Below are 20252 nucleotides of genomic sequence, written 5' to 3'. Positions count from 1 at the left end.
CCATTGCTCCCAGACAGAACACCCTGACAAAAGCAGTTTCTTGTTTATTGCCGAATCAGTCTGATAATGATATAATCGTTCAAGAGTACCGTGTACAGGGTAGGATCCTCCCAACTTCACAGAAGAGGGGAGGTGGTGCGGATGGACGCTTATGAAGTGTTGTCGTTGCTGTTTTTAGGCGGCGGTTTTCTGCTCGCATTACTTACCTACATAGATAGGCATAATAAGCGAAAATAAAAAATGCCTACCCTGTTCGGCAATAACGGGGTAGGCGCGTCCTTATGTAGGACGTAATCCTAAACTGTGAGGCTCCCACCACTGTGGGCGGTACTCTCCTTATTTCTAAATATAACACATCTTACATCTGATATCAAGTTTCTATTCCTTAAAAATCCACAAAAGACAATCTATGAAACCTTTCTAAGCCCCAGTCCTAAATATCAACCAAACCATACTTAAAGATAAAACATAAAAAAAAAATACACTATCTCCTATTTTAAATTTTTCTAAATTCTTTCAAAATTATTATCCCCCAGTATCACCTGTCACAAAAAAATTCTTAACAAAATTCTTAATTATCGGTATTTTCATTAAAAAGAAAGAGACTGCAGAAATCTGCAATCCCTTATGTCTCCAGCCTTGTAACCAATCGGAGTGACGTGATTCGAACACGCGACCTCTACGTCCCGAACGTAGCGCTCTACCAAGCTGAGCCACACTCCGATATGTATAAACCTCTGCTTCTCTTAAAGAGAAAATTAAGAATCTGCTTTCGCAGATTCTCAACTACGGATGAAGGACTCGAACCTTCACAAACAGAGTCAGAGTCTGTTGTGCTGCCATTACACCAATCCGCATTATCCTGTCTTGTCCTTGTCAGACGCAACATGGTTATTATAGCAGACTCCCCGGAAAAATCAAGCCCTTTTTGTAATTTCCATCAAAAAGTTTTTTGAGACTCTTTTTTCTGAATATTCTGAATACGGTGTGCAATGGGGTCAGACCCCTCTGAAGAGGGGTCTGACCCCATTGCACTGCCCCCTTACCATTTTACAATGCTTTTATTCTTTCTATTGCCTCCACCGTTTTCTCATGACTGCCGAACGCAGTCAGACGGAAGTATCCTTCTCCGCTTGGACCAAACCCTGATCCCGGTGTTCCGACTACACCTGCCTTCTCAAGCAGATGATCAAAGAAATCCCAGGAGCTCATTCCTTTCGGGGTCTGCAGCCATATATATGGCGCGTTTACTCCCCCGGACACGGTGTATCCGGCATCCTTCAGGCCCTGATATATGACTTTCGCATTGTTCATGTAATATGCGACCTGTTTTTTCAGCTGTTCTTTGCCTGCTTCGGAGTATACGGCTTCCCCGGCACGCTGTACAATGTAAGGTGCTCCGTTGTATTTTGTGCCGTGGCGTCTGGCCCACAGTGAATGCAGGGTTACCCCATCGCATTTTATGTCTTTCGGTATGATCGCCGCTCCGAGACGCACGCCTGTGAAGCCCGCGTTTTTGGAGAAGCTTCTGAGTTCGATTGCACAGGTTCTGGCGCCTTCACATTCATAGATTGTATGTGGGACGTCCTCCTCTGAGATATAAGCCTCATAAGCAGCATCGTAAATGATGACTGCCCCTGCCTTGTTTGCATAGTCTACCCAATCCTGGAGCTGCGCCCTGGTTATCGTTGAACCGGTCGGGTTGTTGGGGAAACACAGATAGATGATATCGGGTGTCTCTTTTGGGAGCTCCGGTGCAAAGTTCGTTTCTGCTGTGCAGGGCATGTAGATCACATCGCTCCATGTCTCTGTCTTCGCATCATAGACGCCTGTCCTGCCGGCCATGACATTGGTGTCTACATAGACCGGATATACGGGGTCACATACAGCGATTTTGTTGTCTGTGCTGAAGATTTCCTGGATATTTCCGGAATCGCATTTTGCACCGTCCGAAATGAAGACTTCATCCGCGGAAATATCGCAGCCGCGGGCCTGATAGTCGTCTTCCGCCATGGCTTTCCGCAGGAATTCATAGCCCAGATCCGGTGCATACCCGTGAAATGTCTCTGCTTTTCCCATCTCATCCACAGCGCTGTGCAGGAATTCGATGATGGCCGGAGCCAATGGCTGTGTGACATCCCCGATGCCAAGGCGTATGATCGTTTTTTCCGGGTGCTCTTCGGTAAAGGCATTCACCTTTTTCGCAATTGTAGAAAATAAATAGCTTCCCGGCAGTTTTAAATAATTGTCGTTTATTTTGAACATGCTAGTTCTCCTTTGCTGATGATTGATTCCATTCCCCGTCAAAAACAACTTCCGCGGGGCCCGTCATATATACGGTATCCTTTTCCCGGTCCCATTTGATCAGCAGGTCGCCTCCCAGCAGCCTGACTGTCACTTCGTCCTCTGTCAGGCCGTTTAAGATACTGGAAACAGCTACTGCGCATGCTCCCGTACCGCAGGCAAGCGTCTCCCCGGAACCCCGTTCCCACACGCGCATGCTGACCGTATGTCTGTCGAGGACAGCCGCAAACTCTGTATTGATCCGTTTGGGGAAACGCTCATGGTGTTCAAATTTGGGACCTGTCTTTTCTATATCCAGATGCTCGATATCCTCCATGTAGACAACCGTATGGGGATTGCCCATAGACACACCCGTCATCTTATATTCTGTTCCGTCTACTATAATCGGTTCATTGATTACCAGCTCTTCCTCTGAGATAATCGGAATCAATGCGGCCTTAAGCTCTGGTTTTCCCATGTCTACCTTCACCTGCACTACTTTTCCGTCCTCCACGGAAAGCTCCAGATATTTGATGCCGCCCAGCGTCTCCACCGATATCGCAGTCTTGTCCGTGAGCCCGTAATCGTAAACATATTTTCCCACGCAGCGGATACCATTTCCGCACATCTCCCCCCTGGAGCCGTCCGCATTGTACATTTCCATCTCAAAATCAGCCACTGCAGACGGATTGATCAGAATCAGACCGTCAGAACCGATTCCAAAATGCCTGTCGCTGACCTGTACGGCCACTTCGGACGGATTTTCTATTTTCTCGGTAAAGCCATTTACATAAACATAATCATTTCCCAGTCCCTGCATCTTTGTAAACTTCATTCTTGTCTCTCCTTTTCGCATCTTCTATTCTGACATGATCGTCAGTACCATCTGCGCAGTCTCCAGCATATTGTTCCCGCTGTCCATGCTGCACTTCTGCAGATAGCGGTGCGCCTCTTCTTCCGTCATATGATTGCGCTCCATCAAAAGCGCTTTTGCCTGCCCTATGAGCGCCCGCTGCCCGGGATCCCTGTTCCTGGCTGCCTCTCTTCTCTTCCTGCGTCTTCTCTGCATGGTCTGCATCATCATTTGCAATGTGTTCAGCAGATCATAGCCTTTGACCGGCGTCGGAAGCCCTATCACGCCCTTCACCAGATCCTGGCTCCACTTATCAGGCGAGGCAATCAGGAGCATTTCGAAGGATTCGGGCAGGCATTCCCTTAGTTCTGAATATAACATATCCTGCATTTTATATCCACAGATCATAATGCCTTCCCCAAAATTATCTGCATATTGAAGCGCCTGGGCCCCGGTGGTACAGATACCGGATATGTCAATGCCGCCCCGTACTAACAGGTTGCGAATATTTGCCGCAGTCTCTTTTTTGGGAAATACTACCACAATACTGCTCATACCCGCTTACACCTCCTGCCCATTTTCATTCCAAGCCACACTGTTTTCGTTCCCCATACAGGACGTTTACATTTTATGAAGATAATTCGCAAGTTCCCAGTCCGTCACCTGCATACAATAATCATGGTATTCCTTTTTATGTGAGGCAATCGTTTTAGCTGTCAGGTCCGCTCCCAGCACTTCACGGATGAGTGCGTCTCCCTCCAGTTCGCGAACCGCCTCCATCAGGTTCCATGGAAGAGCTTCAATATGGAGCTCACGGCGCTGTTCCTCTGACATTGCCTGAATGTCTTCATCCACACTGTCCGGCGGCAGAATCTGATTTTTAATGCCGTCCAGCCCGGCAGCAAGCAGAACTGCCAGTGCCAGGTACGGATTCGCAGAAGGGTCGGGGCTTCTGAGCTCTATCCGCGTCTTCTCCCCGCGGACAGACGGAATGCGGATCAGCGGCCCCCTTGTTCTTGCTGACCAGGATATATATACCGGCGCCTCATATCCCGGCACAAAGCGTTTGTAGGAATTCACAGTCGGGTTCGTGATGCAGGTAATGGCCTTCATATGTTTCAGCAGGCCGCCCATAAAATAATACCCGTCCCGGCTCAGGCCGTTTTTATCATTGCTATCCTGGAATATATTCGTGCCGTCTTTTGAAAGTGACAGGTTCAGATGCATTCCGGATCCATAGGTTTCGGATTTGGGTTTAGGCATAAATGTAGCATGCAGTCCGTGGCGTTTTGCAATGGTCTTCACAACCAGCTTAAATGTCATAATATTATCCGCCGTGGCCAGGGCTTCATCATACCGGAAATCAATTTCATGCTGCGCAGGGGCGATTTCGTGGTGGGATGTCTCAATCTCAAATCCCATTTCCTCCAGGGTAAGCACCATATCCCGCCGCGCATTTTCACCGTAGTCCAGCGGCCCGACATCAAAATAACTTCCTCTTTCATGTGTAATCGTGGTCGGAAGACCGTCATCATCCGTATGAAAAAGGAAAAACTCGCACTCCGGGCCGGCATTCATAGTATATCCCATTTCCCGGGCTTCACGTATGACTTTTTTCAGCACGCAGCGGGGATCACTTTCATAGGGTGTGCCGTCCGGGCGGTATACGTCGCATATGAACCGCGCCACCTTTCCCTGCTGCGGCCTCCAGGGGAAGATCTCAAACGTATTTAAATCAGGATATAAGTACATATCTGATTCTTCTGTCCTGGAAAACCCCTCAATAGATGAGCCGTCAAACATGCACTCGTTATTCAGCACCTTCTCCAGCTGGCTCACCGTAACGGCCATATTTTTCATGGTGCCGTAGATGTCTGTAAACTGAAGGCGGATAAAGCCGACGTCCTCTTCCTCTACCATTTCTAAAATATCTTCTCTCGTGTAATCATTCATAAATTACCCTCCTGACTGTTATCTGACATATTTATATCTTTTATACTTCTCACGTGCTTATTTTGTTTCTGTTTACAGGCTTGCCTGCGGAAAAGTTTTCTGGAATTTAAAAATGGGCGTTCTCTCCCCTGAAGAAAACGCCCTTGTTTCGTCTTATTATAACGACCCTGTGAAAAAATGTCAATCTTTCTTATCCGACTTTTTTCATTTTTTTATTTTATGAATTTGCGTATTTTACTTTTGAGTTTTTCAAACTCTCCGCTGTGTACCTGGAGTTCCATTTCGTCATGCATATTAAGGCTGCAGATTCCTAAAATTGACTTGGCATCCACGGTCATTCTTCCCTGCGCCATATCAAGATCTCCTTTATATTCCTTGATAAGCTGTACAAATTCCTGAATCTCGTTAACAGTTGCAAATCCCACTCTTACTGCGTTCGCTGTTAATATTTCCCCCGCCATGGTTCTTACCTCCTGATTGCTATAGAGTACACCCATCCATTGACATTTGATGGAACCGCTTGTTACGTGGCAATATTTCATCACCGATTCAATATTGTACACTATCTTGCACAAAAAGGAAAGTCCTAATGTTAAATTTTTATCTGCTTTTAATCTGCCTTCCGGATGCATCCATATGATAGTCTTCCTTATAGATCAGCTCCGAAACCGGTACAATCTGGTACCCTTTTTCCTGAAGTCCTGTAATCACCTTTTCCAACGCGTCCGCCGTATACTTTGCGCCATTATGGCAGAGGATAATGGAGCCGTTCTGCAGGGATTTGTTATCCAGAACTGTATCAATGATGTTCTGTTCGCCATAATCCTTCCAGTCCAGACTGTCCACGTCCCACTGAATCGCATAATATCCGCATTTCGCGGCAGTCCGGATCACCGTATCATTGTAATCCCCGTAGGGAGCGCGGAACAGCTGCATATCATAGCCTGTAAGCTTCTTTACCTTGTCGTGCACGCCCATGATTTCCGCTTCCTGTTCCGCCTCGGAAAGCTGGCTCATATTCGGGTGTGTCTCACTGTGGTTTCCCAGGTCATGTCCCGCCGCCAGTATGGCTTTCACATCCTCCGGGTATTTCTCCACCCATCCCCCCGTCGTAAAGAAAGTCGCATGGATCTTGTATTTTTCCAGAATGTCCAGAAGCTTCTGCATAGACTCATTGCCCCATGCGGCATCAAAGGTGAGCCAGCCTTCTTCTCAGGTGTGTCCACGGAATAGATGGGAAGCTCCCTTCCGCTTACATTACTCGCCACCTTGGCATGACCCGCCATATACTTCACCGAACATCCTAAAATCATAATAACCAGAAACGCACTAAAACTGACCTTGAACAGCCTTTGTCTCATAAAAAACTCCAGAGTATATTTGCTTAAAATAAGTATATGCTGTGTGGGCACAAAAATAGAAGCAAAGGGGTCAGCCCCCTATGCACCTCTCTCCCCCGTTTCCATCCCCTGTACACAGCTCCGGAACATCCGGGCCATGAACTCTGCGATCTCTTCCGGTTCTGCCTCAAATCCGTTCAATGCCCATTTCCGTATAATTCCCTCACAGCCATTTACGATAAATTCATACAGCCACTCCAGCCGTTCCTCTTCCATTCCCGGATACAGCCTTTTCCAGGCGACGAGAGAATCTGCCTTTGCAAAATACATCATCCTGGCAAGAAATTCTTTATCTCCATATTTGCTGAACATCGCTTTGCACAGCTCTTCATTCTCTCTGATTTTTTTTAATATTTCAGCCGGCAGAATTCCTGTAAGATTTTCCTGCCCCATATCCCCCGCAAATGAGAGTACCTCCTGATAAAATTCCTCCTCAATCTTGCAGAGAAGGTCATACACGTCCTCATAATGAGCATAAAAAGTGGCCCTGTTGATGTCGGCCTTTTCGCAGATCTCCTTAACTGTGATTTTTCCCAGCGGTTTTTCCTCCAGCAGCTGCAGAAAACTGTGCCTGATCATTTTTCTTGTATACTTGATCCTGCGGTCTAAATTTGAATTTTTCATGAACAATCAACACTTCTTTCGTTTTTGTTGTATTACTTACAGATACACCTAATCTGGCGGTTGCCATTTTCTGATACCTCTATTATATTTAAAATAAGAACAAAAAGCAACGCTGTGTCGTATATCTTTCACCAGATTTACCCAGACGTTACTATTCACGGCCCAGGGGCCGCGCATAGTAACGGCATCTGGGCCATTTAAAGTCGCCTGGGGCGAGGGCCCAGATGCCCGGCTCCATTACTTTAATGGCTCGGATGCCGTGCAGCGGGGTGCACGGCCCCGTGAATAGTAACACCCAGACAGCAGAATATTCCTGCCCCTGGCAGTATGTATTTCACCGCTGCACATCAGGGATGTTCCATCATGATCGGGAGGTGTTGATTATGAAAAATACAATATATATCGTTACCGGAGCCGCCGGCCATCTTGGCAGCCATATCGTTTCGGAACTGGTCAGAGAGGGGAATACAGTGCGGGCATTTATACTGCCCTCCGAAGCCGGACTGATCCGTACTTCTTCCCCAAACCTCACCTGGATCACAGGGGACGTCTGCCTCCCGGATACTCTGGAACCTCTTTTTCTGCAGGAAGATTCCGGCCCGGCAGAGGATCTCATCCTGATCCACTGTGCCGGCCTGATCTCCATCTACGGCGGGAAAACACCGGGTGTATACGCCGTCAATGTGGAGGGCACGAAAAATGTGGTGGACGCCTGTATCCGACACCATATCAAACGCCTGGTATATGTAAGCAGCGTTCATGCAATCCCCGAGGCGCCGCAGCATAAGGTTATTTCCGAGATCCGGACCTTTTCCCCCGGACACGTCACGGGATATTACGCAAAGACCAAGGCAGAGGCCACCCAGTATGTTTTGGACAGTGCCGCACGCGGGCTGGATGCAGTCGTCGTACATCCGTCCGGGATTATAGGCCCCGCAGAGCGCCCGGCGGGAAGCCTGATGCATATGATATCCAATTATACGAAAAAGGGCATGCCGGTGGCCGTACACGGCGGGTACGACTTCGTGGACGTAAGAGATGTGGCTTCCGGGGCCATTAAGGCCGCCCAAAAAGGCAGAAGCGGGGAATGCTATATACTCTCCAACCGCTTTATCTCACTGAAAGAATTATTCACAGAAATGTCAAAAGCCGCCGGACAGAAAAAACCCCGTCTCTTCCTGCCAGCCTGGACTGCCAAATGTGCGGCCCCTTTTGCACAGCTCCACTATAAATGCTGGAAGAAAACCCCCGTGTTCACCCCCTATGCCATGTATACCCTGACTTCCAACGGAAACTTTTCACATGAGAAGGCCAGCCGTGAACTTGGATACCACCCCAGGCCTCTGCATCAGACCATCGCTGATATGATACGGCAGCTCCGGGAACATTCCGTCAAAAAATAGAACCGGCCGGGTGCGGCGGTGTAACCAGCACTCTGCATCTGTCCTAGAGCGTGTCTGAAAATTCATTGCCGCAAGATACCGCCCCACTTCACGGTCTATTTACTGCCAAATCCAGAGGGCGTAGCCCACTACGCCTCCTGTATTTGGCAGTAAATACCCCGCAAACTGGGACAACATCTTGCAACAAGCAATTTTCAGACACGCTCTAGACTGGCTGGGGTGTCAACAGTAAAGAATTTGTATTCCGTTTTTTTAGATCCTTCAGAATATAGGACAATCCCTGGTGATTATAATATATATAAGAAGCAAACACAGCGGTGTACAATGGCAGAAAATGGCAGAGACAGCAGATATAGGAGGCAGCGGCTCAGAATCATACTGATCGGAGGCATTGCGGCCGCCAGCATTTTGTATACAAAGGCAGGGCAAAGGGGCACGGCTGCTGCAGGAAATGAAGAAACGGCAATCGAAGAGAGCCGGGCGGGAGAAAGCGATAAGCAGGATCCGTCCGGCTCTTTAGAAACACAGCCAGAGAAAAAGATCCTGCCAGTTCCATTTCTGAGCCAGAACGATTATCCAACGGGCTGTGAGAGCGTGACCGCTGTCATGGCGCTTCAATATGCCGGGGTTGATGTTTCTGTGGATGACTTTATTGACAAGTACCTGAGAATCGGGACTTATTATGAAAAGGACGGCGAGTATTACGGCAACAGCCCCTACTATTATTTTATCGGAGATCCAAGGACCGGCAGTGGATTTGGCTGTTTTGCACCGGTGATTCATGATGCGCTTGCAGCGGCAGCAGGAGCGGACCGGGTGAAAGATCTGACCGGAACGCGCCTTAAGCAGATTACGGAGAAATACATCGGACAGGAGATACCGGTGATCATCTGGGCGACCATTGATATGCAGCCAACCTACGAAGGAAATGGGTGGACCATACTGGAAACGGGGAAGTATTTTACGTGGCCGGCGGAGGAACATTGTCTGCTGCTGGTGGGATGGGATGAGGAGTACTACTATTTTAACGATCCAAACCAGGACGGGGGTGTGACAGGATATGAGAAGGCGGTGGCAGAACAGCGTTATCTCGAGATGGGAAGCCAGGCGCTGGCTGTGCTGCCTGCGGACAGCGGCAGCCCGGAAAAATAATCCTGCTCTGCGAGCGGAACCTAATGTGGAATTAACCATACCCAAAGGGCACCCCGTAATACCTGCCCCTTCGGGGCAGGTCTGCAGCAGAGCTGCAGAATAAAATATAACTTTCTTTTTCTATGTACCGTTGCTATTCTATAACACCAAACGACTCAATACGCTGCCCCCGTTACGAAGCCACCCCCAGTTGACAACCTTTACTGCCGATTGGATGCACCCAGCAAAATGAAGGGATAGCCGCCAGCCTCCTAAGGGCACACATGCCGTTCCGAATTGCTAAAGCAGGCCTTAGAAATTCTTAGAAGCAGCCATCCCGTGCCCCACTTTCGCGGCTGGCTGCTTCTTAGAATTTCTTAGGTCTGTGTCCGCAAATCGGAACGGCATGTGTGCCCTTAGGAGGCTGACGGCTATCCCTTCATTTTGCGCCTCCATCCGCCGACAATACGAAAGCTCGCCAACTGCCTCCTTACCGTCCTATTACTTCCAGAACGTCCTCTTTTTCAGGCATAGAACGGATAGCTCCCTTCCGCGTCGTTATCAAAGCTGCCGCAGCATTTGCAAAGGTCATCATCTCACCCAGCTGTTCCTCCGTCAGATCCTCCATACCATGCTCAAGCACATAATTCAGCGAACTTCCGCAGAACGTATCTCCTGCGCCCGTCGTCTCAATCGTATCCATCTTAAACCCGCTTCTCTCTACACGCATGTCTTTATAGTAGGCACGGCTTCCGTCTTTGCCGAGCGTCAGCAGGATCAGCGGAATATGATATTTCTCCTGCAGATACTGGATTCCCTCATCATAATCCTCTTTGCCGGACACGAACTGAATCTCATTGTCAGAGATCTTCAGGATATCGCAGAACTGGAAACCATATTCCATCTGTTCCTTTGCAAGCTCCAGGGAACTCCAGAGCGGCGGGCGCAGATTCGGGTCAAATGAAATCAAAAGCCCGTTCTCTTTCGCGATATCCAGCGCCTTTTTCGTGGCCTCACGGACGCCGTCATGCGTCATGGACAGGGTGCCAAAATGGAACAGCTTTGCTTTCTTTAAAAATTCTGCGTCAATCTCGTCCGCCGTCAGCTTCATATCTGCACCCGGATTGCGGTAGAAAGAAAACTCCCGGTCCCCGTCAGGAAAGGTATGTACAAAAGCAAGCGTCGTATTGACATCCGCATCCATCTTTAAATTAGAAGTATCGATCCCCGCCTCATCCAGCGTATTTTTCAGCAGAACCCCGAACTGGTCCTGCCCCACTTTTCCAAGAAATGCCGTCTTTTTTCCCAGTTTATTCAACATGGCAAGCACATTGCAGGGAGCGCCGCCGGGACATGCTTCGAACATGTTGTTTCCCTGTTCGCTCTCACCATTCATTGTAAAATCAATCAGCAGTTCTCCCATTGCGATTACATCAAATTGCTTTTCCATAGACCTATCTCCTTATTCCTGTATTTGTTATAATTTTAACGCAAATCAAATCTTTCTGCAATCCTTTTATAAAACTCCAGCGTGCATTTCATGTTACTGTGCACGCCCAAAGGGTGTGTACAGTAACCATTTAATTGAAATAAACCAGTTCCTCAATTGCCTCATCGTCCTCTATGTGCTCTGCCTCCAGAACCGGACCAACACCGCCGTATACAGACACTCTTGCGAACCCGATCTTAGCCCGGATCTTCACCCACTGTCCTTTTTTGAGCTTAGGGGCGTAGGGGCTTTTACACACATATCCGAGAAATGTCGTATCATCTGCGCAGCAGGTCATTGCCATACGCCCCGGCATGAATACTTTTGACGGAAATCCCTTCGGCTTCAGTACCCGCGCCGTAAATTCCACCGTCTTCCCCTTGTACCGTTTTGGATGTTCCATCACATCCACATACCAGATCCCGTAGTCTTCCCGCCGCACCTCGATAACCGGTGCATCCAGATCATAGGGAACCTCATCCAGGAAAATATTTTCCACTTCCCCGTTTTCATCCTCGAATATCACTTCCGCCTGGGGACTCACGACCTTGACGCTCCTCCGGTACCCAGCCAGAGGCTTTCTGTCCGTGCATCGGTTAAATACCACCATCTCGGAATCCCGCACCATCTCCACAAACAGAGGCTTCAGGTTCGTCAGATACATCTGGAATGTGCTGGCATCCACGGTTGTCAGCTTCTGCTCGATTCCCCAGCCCTCGGGAAGTTTCATCTTCTCAAAATCACTGACCTTCCACATCCCGTTATACTCAATCACAACACGCTCCGGATGATACTTACCGTCCATTTCCTCCAGCCATGCCTCCGTCAAGTCTGCCTGTTCCTGCACACGCTCAATTCTCACGTTGTACTCCAGCATTTCCTGCGGATCGTACTCCACTTCGCCCTCCTCACAGAGAATCAGAAGTGTGGTTCCCTCGATCTGGAAATAATCCTGTGAAAGTGTAAACTTTAGAAATTCTGTTTTACCGCTGTCCAGGAATCCTGTCATCAGATATACCATTACATCAGGTTCTGTCATATTTAATCTCTCCAATCTTTACAGCAGCCTGTTCCCGCACAGGCCGCCGTCAGGCTCCTGCTTATTTTACGCCAAACAGTTCCGCCAGTTTTTCTTCATTCAGATTTGAACCGATTACACAGATTCTGCCTGTATACTCGGCGGCACCGCTGCGCACCTCGTGCTCCCCGGGAACCATGTCAAAATAAATCCACTCGTTTTCCCCTGCGACCATCCCTTTTGCCCTCAGAATGACTCCGAATGATTCATCGGATTCGAGAGTCTTCAAAATATGCTCAATTTCCTCTTTTGTATAGGTCTTAATCGTCTCTCTTCCCCAGCTTGAGAACACCTCATCCGCATGATGGTGACCGTGGTCATGGTGATGGTGGTCATGGCCGCAGCCGCAAGAATCTGCGTGCTCCTCATGGCGATGCTCATGTTCCTCATGATGGTGCCCGCAGCCTTCTCCGTGACTATGCCCAGCTTCCTCATGATGGTGCCCGCAGCCTTCTCCGTGACTATGCCCAGCTTCCTCATGATGATGCCCACAGCCTTCTCCGTGACTATGCCCCTCTTCCTCATGATGGTGCCCGTCCCCTTCATGGCAGCATCCCCGTCCTTCATGGTGATGGTCGTGCCCGCATCCGCAGCTCTCCCCATGCTCATGATGTCCTCCGCATTCCGGACACATGATCTCCGCCAGCAGTTCTTCCTCCAGCGTTTTACTGTGTTCCATCGTCTCCAGCAGCTTATCCCCCGGCAGTTCTGCAATCGGCGTGGTAATAATCGGAGCCTTCTCATTCAATTCCCGAAGGATCTGATAACTCTCCTCCACTTTCTCCGGTTGAGCCTTATCTGTACGACTCAAAATAATAGCCCCGGCATATTCCACCTGATTGCTGAAAAATTCCCCGAAATTATTTCTGTACAGCCGGCACTTCATGGCATCAACCACGGTCGTAAAGCTGTTCAGCTCCGCGTCGATCTCCTCCTGGACATCCTGCACGGCTTTGATCACGTCCGAAAGCTTCCCAACACCGGACGGCTCAATCAGGATACGGTCCGGGTGATAAGTTCCCACCACTTCCTTCAGGGATTTTCCAAAATCACCGACCAGTGAACAGCAGATACATCCCGAATTCATCTCCCGAATCTCGATCCCGGATTCCTTCAGAAAACCGCCGTCAATCCCGATCTCGCCGAATTCATTCTCAATCAGTACGACCTGTTCCCCGCCAAACGCCTCTTTCAGCATCTTCTTGATAAATGTAGTCTTACCGGCGCCCAAAAAGCCGGATATAATATCTATTTTCGTCACAATGACTGCCTCCTAATCTCTCAGTGATTACTTTTCGTTCATTTCCAGCATAACAGGGCAATGGTCCGATCCCATAATGTCTGTCAGTATCCCCGCATCTACCAGCCTGTCCTTCAGGCATTCGGACACACAGAAATAGTCGATGCGCCACCCCGCATTCTTCTCGCGGGCACGGAAACGGTAGGACCACCAGGAGTATACCCCCTCCTGCTCCGGATAAAAATACCGGTACGTATCAATAAACCCCGCCTCCAAAAGCTCCGTGAACTTCTGCCGCTCCTCATCCGTAAAACCGGCGTTCTTCCGGTTCGTTTTGGGATTCTTCAGATCAATTTCTTTGTGCGCCACATTCATATCGCCCGTCACGACAACCGGTTTCTTCTCTTCCAGCTTTTTCAGCCAGGCGCGGAAGTCGTCCTCCCATTTCATCCGGTAATCCAGGCGTGCAAGCTCATTCTGGGAGTTCGGCGTATAAACCGTAACAAAGTAAAAATCATCATACTCCAGCGTGATCACGCGCCCCTCCTGATCGTGTTCCTCAATTCCGATACCATTTACCACGGAAAGCGGCTCTGTCTTTGAAAATACCGCCGTCCCCGAATATCCCTTCTTCACCGCATAGTTCCAGTATTGGTGATAGCCGTCCAGTTCCAGCTCAAGCTGCCCTTCCTGCATTTTAGTTTCCTGTATGCAGAAGATGTCCGCGTCCGCCTGGCTGAAGAATTCCAGAAACCCCTTCTGCACACATGCACGGATTCCATTCACATTCCACGAAATAAACTTCATATAAACCTCCTTATCTTTTATGGAGCAGTCTTATTTCAAATATACAAAAGCCGGACAACCGGAACAAAGAACTCTCTCCTTCCCCGTAATCCGACTCCATCCAAATGAATACACATTTTTATCTGCCCTTATTATAGTAAACTTCCTTCAGAAACAGTCCCCTGGCCGGAGCCAGAAATCCCGCATACTCCCGGTTTCCCGATTCCAGCGCCGCAGCAGCCTCCTCGGGTCTTTTCTCACCCGTGCCGACCTCCAACAGCGTCCCTGTTAAAATACGGACCATATGGTATAAAAAGCCTGTCCCATAATATTCCATCCTTATTTTGCTGTCCTGTTTCTCAATGATTATATCATAAATTGTCCGTATTGTGGTTATTTCATCTTTTTTATCTGTAAATCCTGCAAAATCATGTGTTCCGATCAGATACCCCGCAGCTTCTTCCATTGCAGAAATATTCAGCTCATGCGGATAATGAAAACAATATTTCCTGGTAAAAACATCTGGTTTTTCCCTGGTGTCAATAAAGTATTCATAGCGTTTCCCTTTCGCATTGAACCGCGCATGGAACCCGTTTTTGACGAGCGTCATCTCCTTCACACGGATATCCTCGGGCAGCGCTTCGTTCAGGCTCGCGCAGAATCCCGTTTCTTCCACTTTGCCGGGCAGCACCATACTGGCGGTCTGCCCTTTGGCATGCACGCCTCCGTCGGTTCTGCCGGAGCCGTTAATCTCCGTTTCACGTCCCGTGACCTCAGAGACTGCCCTTTCCAGAATTCCCTGAATGGTTCTCTCCGTGCTTTTCTGCCTCTGCCAGCCCTGGTACCGGCTGCCGTCATATACTACCGTCAATTTATATGTCCGCATATTCCTCCACTTTCCGGTCTTTTAAAAAGAGCACCCTGCTGCACAGCATGCTGACCACATCCAAATCATGAGATACAAACAAGTAACATATCTTTTCTTTTTTCTGCAGTTCTTTCAACAACTCTATGATCTGCGCCTGTACCGTCACGTCCAGCGCAGACAGAGGCTCATCGGCAAGAATGAATCTGGTTCCCGTAATGAGTGCCAGCGCAATGCTTACCCGCTGGCGCTGCCCTCCGCTCAATTCCCGCGGATAGCGCCGGTAAAACTCCCTCGGAAGGTGCACCTGCATCAGCATTTCCTCCGCCCTTTTTCTGCGTTCTTCTTTGGAATATCTCCCACGGATCTTAAGCGGCTCTTCCAGAATCCAGCCGATGGTCTTCTTCGGATTAAGGGAACCAAAGGGATCCTGAAATATCATCTGGGGGTGTTCTGTATAATGAATGATCTCGCCCTCGTATTCCCTGAGCAGCCCCAGAATACATTTGCACAATGTAGACTTGCCGCTGCCGCTTTCGCCGACCAGTCCGACAATCTCTCCTTCATATAGTGCAAATGTTATGTCTTCCAGTACCTGTTTTTTTCGTTTTCCTTCTTTGTAATATGCATTTACAGCTTTCAGCTCCAGTACCTTCTCCGCCATTTCACTCACCTGCCTTTGCTCTCAGGAGTTTATAAAAAGCAGTGCTCTTTGTCCTGCCCGGAATCGCTGCAACCAGTTCTTTTGTATAAGGCGTTCCGGGATGTTCAAAGATATCTCCGGCTGCCCCCTCCTCCACGATCACCCCGTCTTTCATGACCAGCACACGGCGGCACAGCTCGTTGACCACCCGGAGATTATGTGAGATGAACAGGATCCCCATATGATATTTCTGATTCAGCTTTTTCAGCAATTTTAAAATGCTGTCCTGTGTCCCCACATCCAGCGCCGTTGTCGGCTCATCCGCGATCAGCACCCTGGGCCTGCATACAATAGCAGCTGCAATCATAACCCTCTGCCGCATGCCCCCGGACAGTTCGTGGGGATACTTCCCGTACAGGGCCTCCGGATCTTCCAGCTCCACATCCTGAAGCGCCCGCACCGCCTTTTGCCTGCGTTCTTCCTTTGAAAGCTTCGTATGCAGCACAAGCGCTTCCTCCACTTGTCTGCCGATCTTCATCGTAGGATTCAGGGCTGTCATCGGCTCCTGGAATATCATGCTGATGTCCCTGCCCTGGATGTCTCTCATCTGTCTTGGAGACAGCTTCAGCAGATCTGTATCATCCAGAAAAATACTGCCGCAATCCAGTACTGCCTGCTCCTTCAAAAGCCCCGCAATTGTCAGCGCTGTCATGGTTTTTCCGGACCCGGATTCTCCGACGATCCCGAGGATTTCACCATCCTGGAGGCAGAAAGAAATGCCCCGCACAACCTCCTGCGTTTCACCGCCCTCTCCAAAATGGATGGACAAGTTCTCTACTCTCATCATGATCTTCCACCTCCGAACCTGTCCAGAATCCCTTCTCCGAGCATTCCTGCCCCCAGCACTATAAGTACCAGGAACAGCCCGGGAAATACCGCGCACCACGGTCCGCTTGCCAGATACGTCTGGGATTCCGACAACATTCTTCCCAGGCTGGCATCCGGCGGCTGCACGCCGATTCCCAGATAGCTTAAGCCCGCTTCCGCAAGCACTGCGTTATTAAATCCGATCGTCAGTGCAGAAAGCAGCGCCGGCAGAATATTCGGAAGGATGTGCACAAATAGGATTCTCGGGGCAGATACCCCGATCAGCCTGGCGCTGGTTACATAGTCCGCCTCCCGGCAGCGCATGAATTCTCCCCGCACAATTCTGGCAAAGCTGGGGATAAATGCAATTCCAAGAGCCAGCATAACCTTATATTTCCCGGTTCCCCACACGGTAATGATGACCAGTGCAAGCAGCACGCTTGGAAAAGCCGCCACGGCATCATTAACCCGCATCAGCCCCTCGTCCAGCCAGCCCCCGAAATACCCGGTTACCGCTCCCACGATAATCCCGATCCCGCCGCCGATCAATATCGTGCCGGCTGCAATCAAAAAAGTACTGCCTGCTCCCGCAAGTACTCGGCTGAATATGTCACGGCCAAACTGATCTGTTCCGAAAATGTGCAAAAGCGACGGCGCATTCAGTTTCACGGACCCCTGCATAGCTTCTGTATCATAAGGGGTCCAGAAAAAGCCGAGCACAATCAGGGCTGCCATGATGATGGTAAGCACTATGCCAAATGTAAAGTTATATCCAGTTTTTCCCATTTTCCCATTTTTTATTCGCTGCTTCTTCACTTTCATACCCCTAAATCTCAATCCGTTTATCCAGTTTCCGGTACAGCAGATCCACAATCACATTGACCACCAGTATAATAACTGCTATCAGGACAATCACCGCTTCCACCACCGGATAGTCCCGCGATGAAATTGAGGAAATCAGAGTCCGGCCAAGCCCCGGTATCCCAAAGACCTGCTCGATCACAATGCTGTTGGCTATCATATCTGCAATTGCCATCCCCAGAAACGTAACAACGGGAAGTATCCCGTTACGGAACGCATGCCTGACCAGCATTCTCCACGGACTGTTGCCCCGGCTCATGGCTGTACGTATATAGTCCTTGTGCATTTCCTCCAACAGAGAATTCCTCAGCATCTTGGTTGTCATTGCCGCCTTTGGAAGCGCTATTGCAATGGACGGCAGAACCAGATAACCCAGAAAGCCGCCCACACTCTCCGTATAAGGCACATATCCCCCAGGTGTAAAGAGCCGAAACGTAAGCCCGAATAATACAGTAAAGATAATGCCAACAAAAAATGGCGGAACCGACATGGTAATCTGATTTAAAACCAAAAACAGCCTGTCCGCAAATTTATTCGCATATCTCACACTCAGCAGGCTGACCGGTATGGAAAACAACAGGATAAAGACAAATGCCATCGAAGTCATTGCTGCCGTAATGGGTACTTTATCCCCAATCATTTCTCTGACCGGAACCTGGTAAGAATAAGACGTTCCCATATCTCCTGTGACAAAATCCTTCACCCACTGTCCATAACGCTGCGGCAGGGGACGGTTCAGTCCCATCTCCTCCCGCAGAGCCTGGACTTTGCTCTCCGTAGCTTCCGTACCCAGAATCGACCTGGCCGGATCCCCGGGAATTACTTCAAACGCGAGGAAGGCAAGTACGCTGACAATTAATAATGCGATTATAAGACCTGCTATTTTTTTTAAAACAAATTTCATACTTACCTCCCCGGAGCTTAAAAGACTTTCATCCTATTATGCCCCATTTGCATCTGAATGTGTATTTTCCGTAACAATTCTATCTATTCCACCATATAAATTGACGCCATATCCTGCACATACAGCGGATAGAATGTATATCCGTCGTATTTATCACTGATGGCCACAAGATTAGCCAGATCCTGGATATATACATTGGCAGCCTTCTCAGCCAGAATCCCCTCCAGCTCCTTATAAAGCGCCGTCTGTTTTTCTTCCTCAACGGCAGAGATGGCTTCTTTGAATTTGCTGTCATACTCCGCATCCTTAAAGTTAATGAAGTTGCCGCTGTTGTCGGATGTAAATCTTTCCAACATCGCGCGGGCGGACAGATTGGATGCGTCGACACCCACTACGGTGGACTGGAAATCGCGGTTAGCATAGACATCTTCCAGCCATGCCTCCCACTCAATCGGCTTAATCGTCACATTGACACCGATATTCTTCAATTCTTCCGCAATAATCTGAGCCGTATCTACATGCGGCTGGTCCGCAGAGCTGACGGTAATCTCCAGATCAAAACCATCCGGATATCCCGCCTCTTTGAGCAGTTCTTTTGCCTTCTCATAATCCTGCTCATAATAGTGCGCGTATTCTTCATCATAATACTTCTTCAATCCGGGATACATGCTCGTACCGATGCGCACGCCTTTTCCGTCGGCCATCATATCCATGATTTCATCCGGATTAACAGCATAACACAGCGCCTGCCTCACCTTCTCATTGTCCAGGGGTTTGGCATCGTTATTCAGATACAGCGCCTGCACCAGGTTCATGGTGCCCTCTTCTATATGAAAACCATCCGTCAGCTCCGCCGCCTGGCTGGAAGTCAGACGCATTGCCATGTCAATAGAACCGCCCTTGAGATTGGTCACCAGCATGTCCGCATCCGCCACAATCTTAAACTCCACCTTGTCCAGATGCGCCTTCTCTCCCCAGTAATCCTCATTTTTCTCCAGAACCACATTTTCCTGAGGGCTGCGTGACACATACTTAAACGGCCCCGTTCCCACCGGAGCTGTCTCCAGGGCATCATAATCCTTCGGGATCACCGCAGTCGTCATATAGGCAAGAAATTCCGTATTCGGTTCGTTGAGGCGGATTTCCACGGTCTTATCATCCAGAATATTCACACTCTCTATAATAGAATACGCCGATACCAATGGATCACCATTTGACGTATCAGCGCATCTGTCTATCGAATATTTTACATCTTCCGCCGTTACGTCATTCCCATTATGGAACTTCACCCCATCACGCAAAGTAAATGTATACACCTTTGCATCATCCGAAATTGCATAATCGCTCGCCACGGCCTCAATTAAATTACCATCTTTGTCCGGCTTAACCAAGCCTTCATAAATGTTAAATAAAACCTCTTTTGTTCCTGCCGCAACTGCTTTATGTGGGTCAAGACTGTCTAAATCCTGGGATATACCTACCTTGATACTCCCGCCCTCGACTGGGTTTCCTGAAAGTTTATTCTCCGTCGTTGACTTCTGCTTCTCCTTGTCACCTGAACATCCGCTCAGTGCAACAGTTACAGCCATAGTGAGCACTAAAAGAATCCCTGTTACTCTTCTCTTCATGTTTGTCTCCTTCTTCAAATAACCTTCATTATTAAATTGTCGACTTAATTGTAAAGGATTTGGGGCAATTTGGCAAGCCTTTAAATCGGGATTTAGTTGGCTAGTTTTAGACTTGTCGACGGATGGGGACGCTTCATGACAGGGAGGCCGGGGAGGCGCTGGGGCTATATATGCCGTTGCGATATGCACCCGTGCTGCTAAGTGTTTCTAGAACAGCCGCTGCCGGCTAGGCGGGTACGCTGAA

Annotated in this window: 20 protein-coding genes and 2 tRNA genes; 3 read left to right on the top strand and 19 right to left on the bottom strand. The window is 49.0% G+C overall.

All coding sequences use genetic code 11. The features are described from left to right. The first annotated feature begins 141 nt into the window (after positions 1-141). The gene (locus tag GKG43_RS23395) at positions 142-237 is read left to right on the top strand and encodes a putative holin-like toxin (RefSeq protein ID WP_242843882.1); all 96 of its coding nucleotides are present in this window, start codon (positions 142-144) and stop codon (positions 235-237) included. A 412-nt stretch (positions 238-649) separates the two neighbouring features. Here GKG43_RS23395 and GKG43_RS15005 read toward each other — a convergent pair. The 9 genes from GKG43_RS15005 to GKG43_RS14965 all read right to left on the bottom strand — a co-directional run bounded on the left by GKG43_RS15005 (position 650) and on the right by GKG43_RS14965 (position 7113). Continuing rightward, positions 650-723: transfer RNA gene (locus tag GKG43_RS15005), tRNA-Pro, on the bottom strand. A gap of 63 nt (positions 724-786) precedes the next feature. After that, positions 787-857 (bottom strand) — tRNA-Gln (locus GKG43_RS15000). A 193-nt stretch (positions 858-1050) separates the two neighbouring features. Then, positions 1051-2265 (bottom strand): LL-diaminopimelate aminotransferase, encoded by a 1215-nt coding sequence (locus tag GKG43_RS14995; RefSeq protein WP_129879282.1) that lies wholly within the window; start codon positions 2263-2265, stop codon positions 1051-1053. A 1-nt stretch (position 2266) separates the two neighbouring features. Next, positions 2267-3118 (bottom strand): diaminopimelate epimerase, encoded by an 852-nt coding sequence (gene dapF, locus GKG43_RS14990; protein ID WP_050641671.1) that lies wholly within the window; start codon positions 3116-3118, stop codon positions 2267-2269. A gap of 24 nt (positions 3119-3142) precedes the next feature. Then, positions 3143-3691: an ANTAR domain-containing protein gene (locus tag GKG43_RS14985; protein WP_050641672.1), complete on the bottom strand. Its 549-nt coding sequence runs from the start codon at positions 3689-3691 to the stop codon at positions 3143-3145. A 66-nt stretch (positions 3692-3757) separates the two neighbouring features. After that, positions 3758-5089 carry a glutamine synthetase family protein gene (locus GKG43_RS14980; RefSeq protein WP_050641673.1) on the bottom strand — a complete coding sequence of 444 codons (1332 nt, stop codon included), beginning with the start codon at positions 5087-5089 and terminating at the stop codon, positions 3758-3760. 212 nt (positions 5090-5301) lie between these two features. Then, the gene (locus GKG43_RS14975) at positions 5302-5550 is read right to left on the bottom strand and encodes an HPr family phosphocarrier protein (protein ID WP_050641674.1); all 249 of its coding nucleotides are present in this window, start codon (positions 5548-5550) and stop codon (positions 5302-5304) included. A 139-nt stretch (positions 5551-5689) separates the two neighbouring features. After that, positions 5690-6256 (bottom strand): polysaccharide deacetylase family protein, encoded by a 567-nt coding sequence (locus GKG43_RS14970; RefSeq protein WP_347562064.1) that lies wholly within the window; start codon positions 6254-6256, stop codon positions 5690-5692. Between the two features lie 272 nt (positions 6257-6528). Beyond that, entirely contained in the window at positions 6529-7113 is a 585-nt protein-coding gene (locus tag GKG43_RS14965) for a TetR-like C-terminal domain-containing protein (protein WP_050641676.1), read from the bottom strand. Between the two features lie 383 nt (positions 7114-7496). Between GKG43_RS14965 and GKG43_RS14960 the strand changes: the two genes are divergently transcribed. Together GKG43_RS14960 and GKG43_RS14955 are read left to right on the top strand one after the other, a co-directional pair. After that, complete coding sequence (locus GKG43_RS14960) at positions 7497-8516, top strand: NAD-dependent epimerase/dehydratase family protein (protein WP_050641677.1); 1020 nt, start codon at positions 7497-7499, stop codon at positions 8514-8516. A gap of 324 nt (positions 8517-8840) precedes the next feature. Then, complete coding sequence (locus GKG43_RS14955; protein WP_050641678.1) at positions 8841-9668, top strand: C39 family peptidase; 828 nt, start codon at positions 8841-8843, stop codon at positions 9666-9668. Between the two features lie 469 nt (positions 9669-10137). Here GKG43_RS14955 and GKG43_RS14950 read toward each other — a convergent pair whose 3' ends face one another. From GKG43_RS14950 to GKG43_RS14905, 10 genes are all read right to left on the bottom strand, one after another. After that, complete coding sequence (locus tag GKG43_RS14950) at positions 10138-11097, bottom strand: carbohydrate kinase (RefSeq protein ID WP_050641680.1); 960 nt, start codon at positions 11095-11097, stop codon at positions 10138-10140. A gap of 130 nt (positions 11098-11227) precedes the next feature. Next, entirely contained in the window at positions 11228-12175 is a 948-nt protein-coding gene (locus GKG43_RS14945) for a GTP-binding protein (protein WP_129879281.1), read from the bottom strand. 61 nt (positions 12176-12236) lie between these two features. Further along, positions 12237-13475: a CobW family GTP-binding protein gene (locus GKG43_RS14940; RefSeq protein ID WP_129879280.1), complete on the bottom strand. Its 1239-nt coding sequence runs from the start codon at positions 13473-13475 to the stop codon at positions 12237-12239. A gap of 27 nt (positions 13476-13502) precedes the next feature. Continuing rightward, positions 13503-14261, bottom strand: coding sequence for an exodeoxyribonuclease III (locus tag GKG43_RS14935; protein ID WP_050641683.1), 759 nt, complete (start codon positions 14259-14261; stop codon positions 13503-13505). Between the two features lie 118 nt (positions 14262-14379). Then, on the bottom strand, positions 14380-15126 hold the full coding sequence (truA, locus tag GKG43_RS14930; RefSeq protein WP_129879279.1) for a tRNA pseudouridine(38-40) synthase TruA: 747 nt from the start codon (positions 15124-15126) through the stop codon (positions 14380-14382). Next, positions 15113-15769, bottom strand: a complete 657-nt coding sequence (locus GKG43_RS14925; protein ID WP_129879278.1) for a dipeptide/oligopeptide/nickel ABC transporter ATP-binding protein — start codon at positions 15767-15769, stop codon at positions 15113-15115. The genes truA and GKG43_RS14925 overlap by 14 nt, the downstream gene beginning before the upstream one ends. Position 15770: 1 nt before the next feature. Then, positions 15771-16595: an ABC transporter ATP-binding protein gene (locus tag GKG43_RS14920; protein ID WP_055153934.1), complete on the bottom strand. Its 825-nt coding sequence runs from the start codon at positions 16593-16595 to the stop codon at positions 15771-15773. Further along, positions 16592-17437 carry an ABC transporter permease gene (locus tag GKG43_RS14915; RefSeq protein WP_173020115.1) on the bottom strand — a complete coding sequence of 282 codons (846 nt, stop codon included), beginning with the start codon at positions 17435-17437 and terminating at the stop codon, positions 16592-16594. The genes GKG43_RS14920 and GKG43_RS14915 overlap by 4 nt, the downstream gene beginning before the upstream one ends. Positions 17438-17441: 4 nt before the next feature. Then, on the bottom strand, positions 17442-18380 hold the full coding sequence (locus GKG43_RS14910) for an ABC transporter permease (RefSeq protein WP_050641687.1): 939 nt from the start codon (positions 18378-18380) through the stop codon (positions 17442-17444). Between the two features lie 83 nt (positions 18381-18463). Further along, positions 18464-20008: an ABC transporter substrate-binding protein gene (locus GKG43_RS14905; RefSeq protein ID WP_055153936.1), complete on the bottom strand. Its 1545-nt coding sequence runs from the start codon at positions 20006-20008 to the stop codon at positions 18464-18466. Positions 20009-20252 lie beyond the last annotated feature (244 nt).

It is taken from the genome of Eubacterium sp. BIOML-A2, from assembly GCF_009680135.1.
Taxonomy (GTDB): domain Bacteria; phylum Bacillota; class Clostridia; order Lachnospirales; family Lachnospiraceae; genus Faecalicatena; species Faecalicatena contortus_B.
The sequence above is the reverse complement of the archived record's forward strand: the minus strand, read 5'-3'. Positions and strand labels throughout refer to the sequence as shown.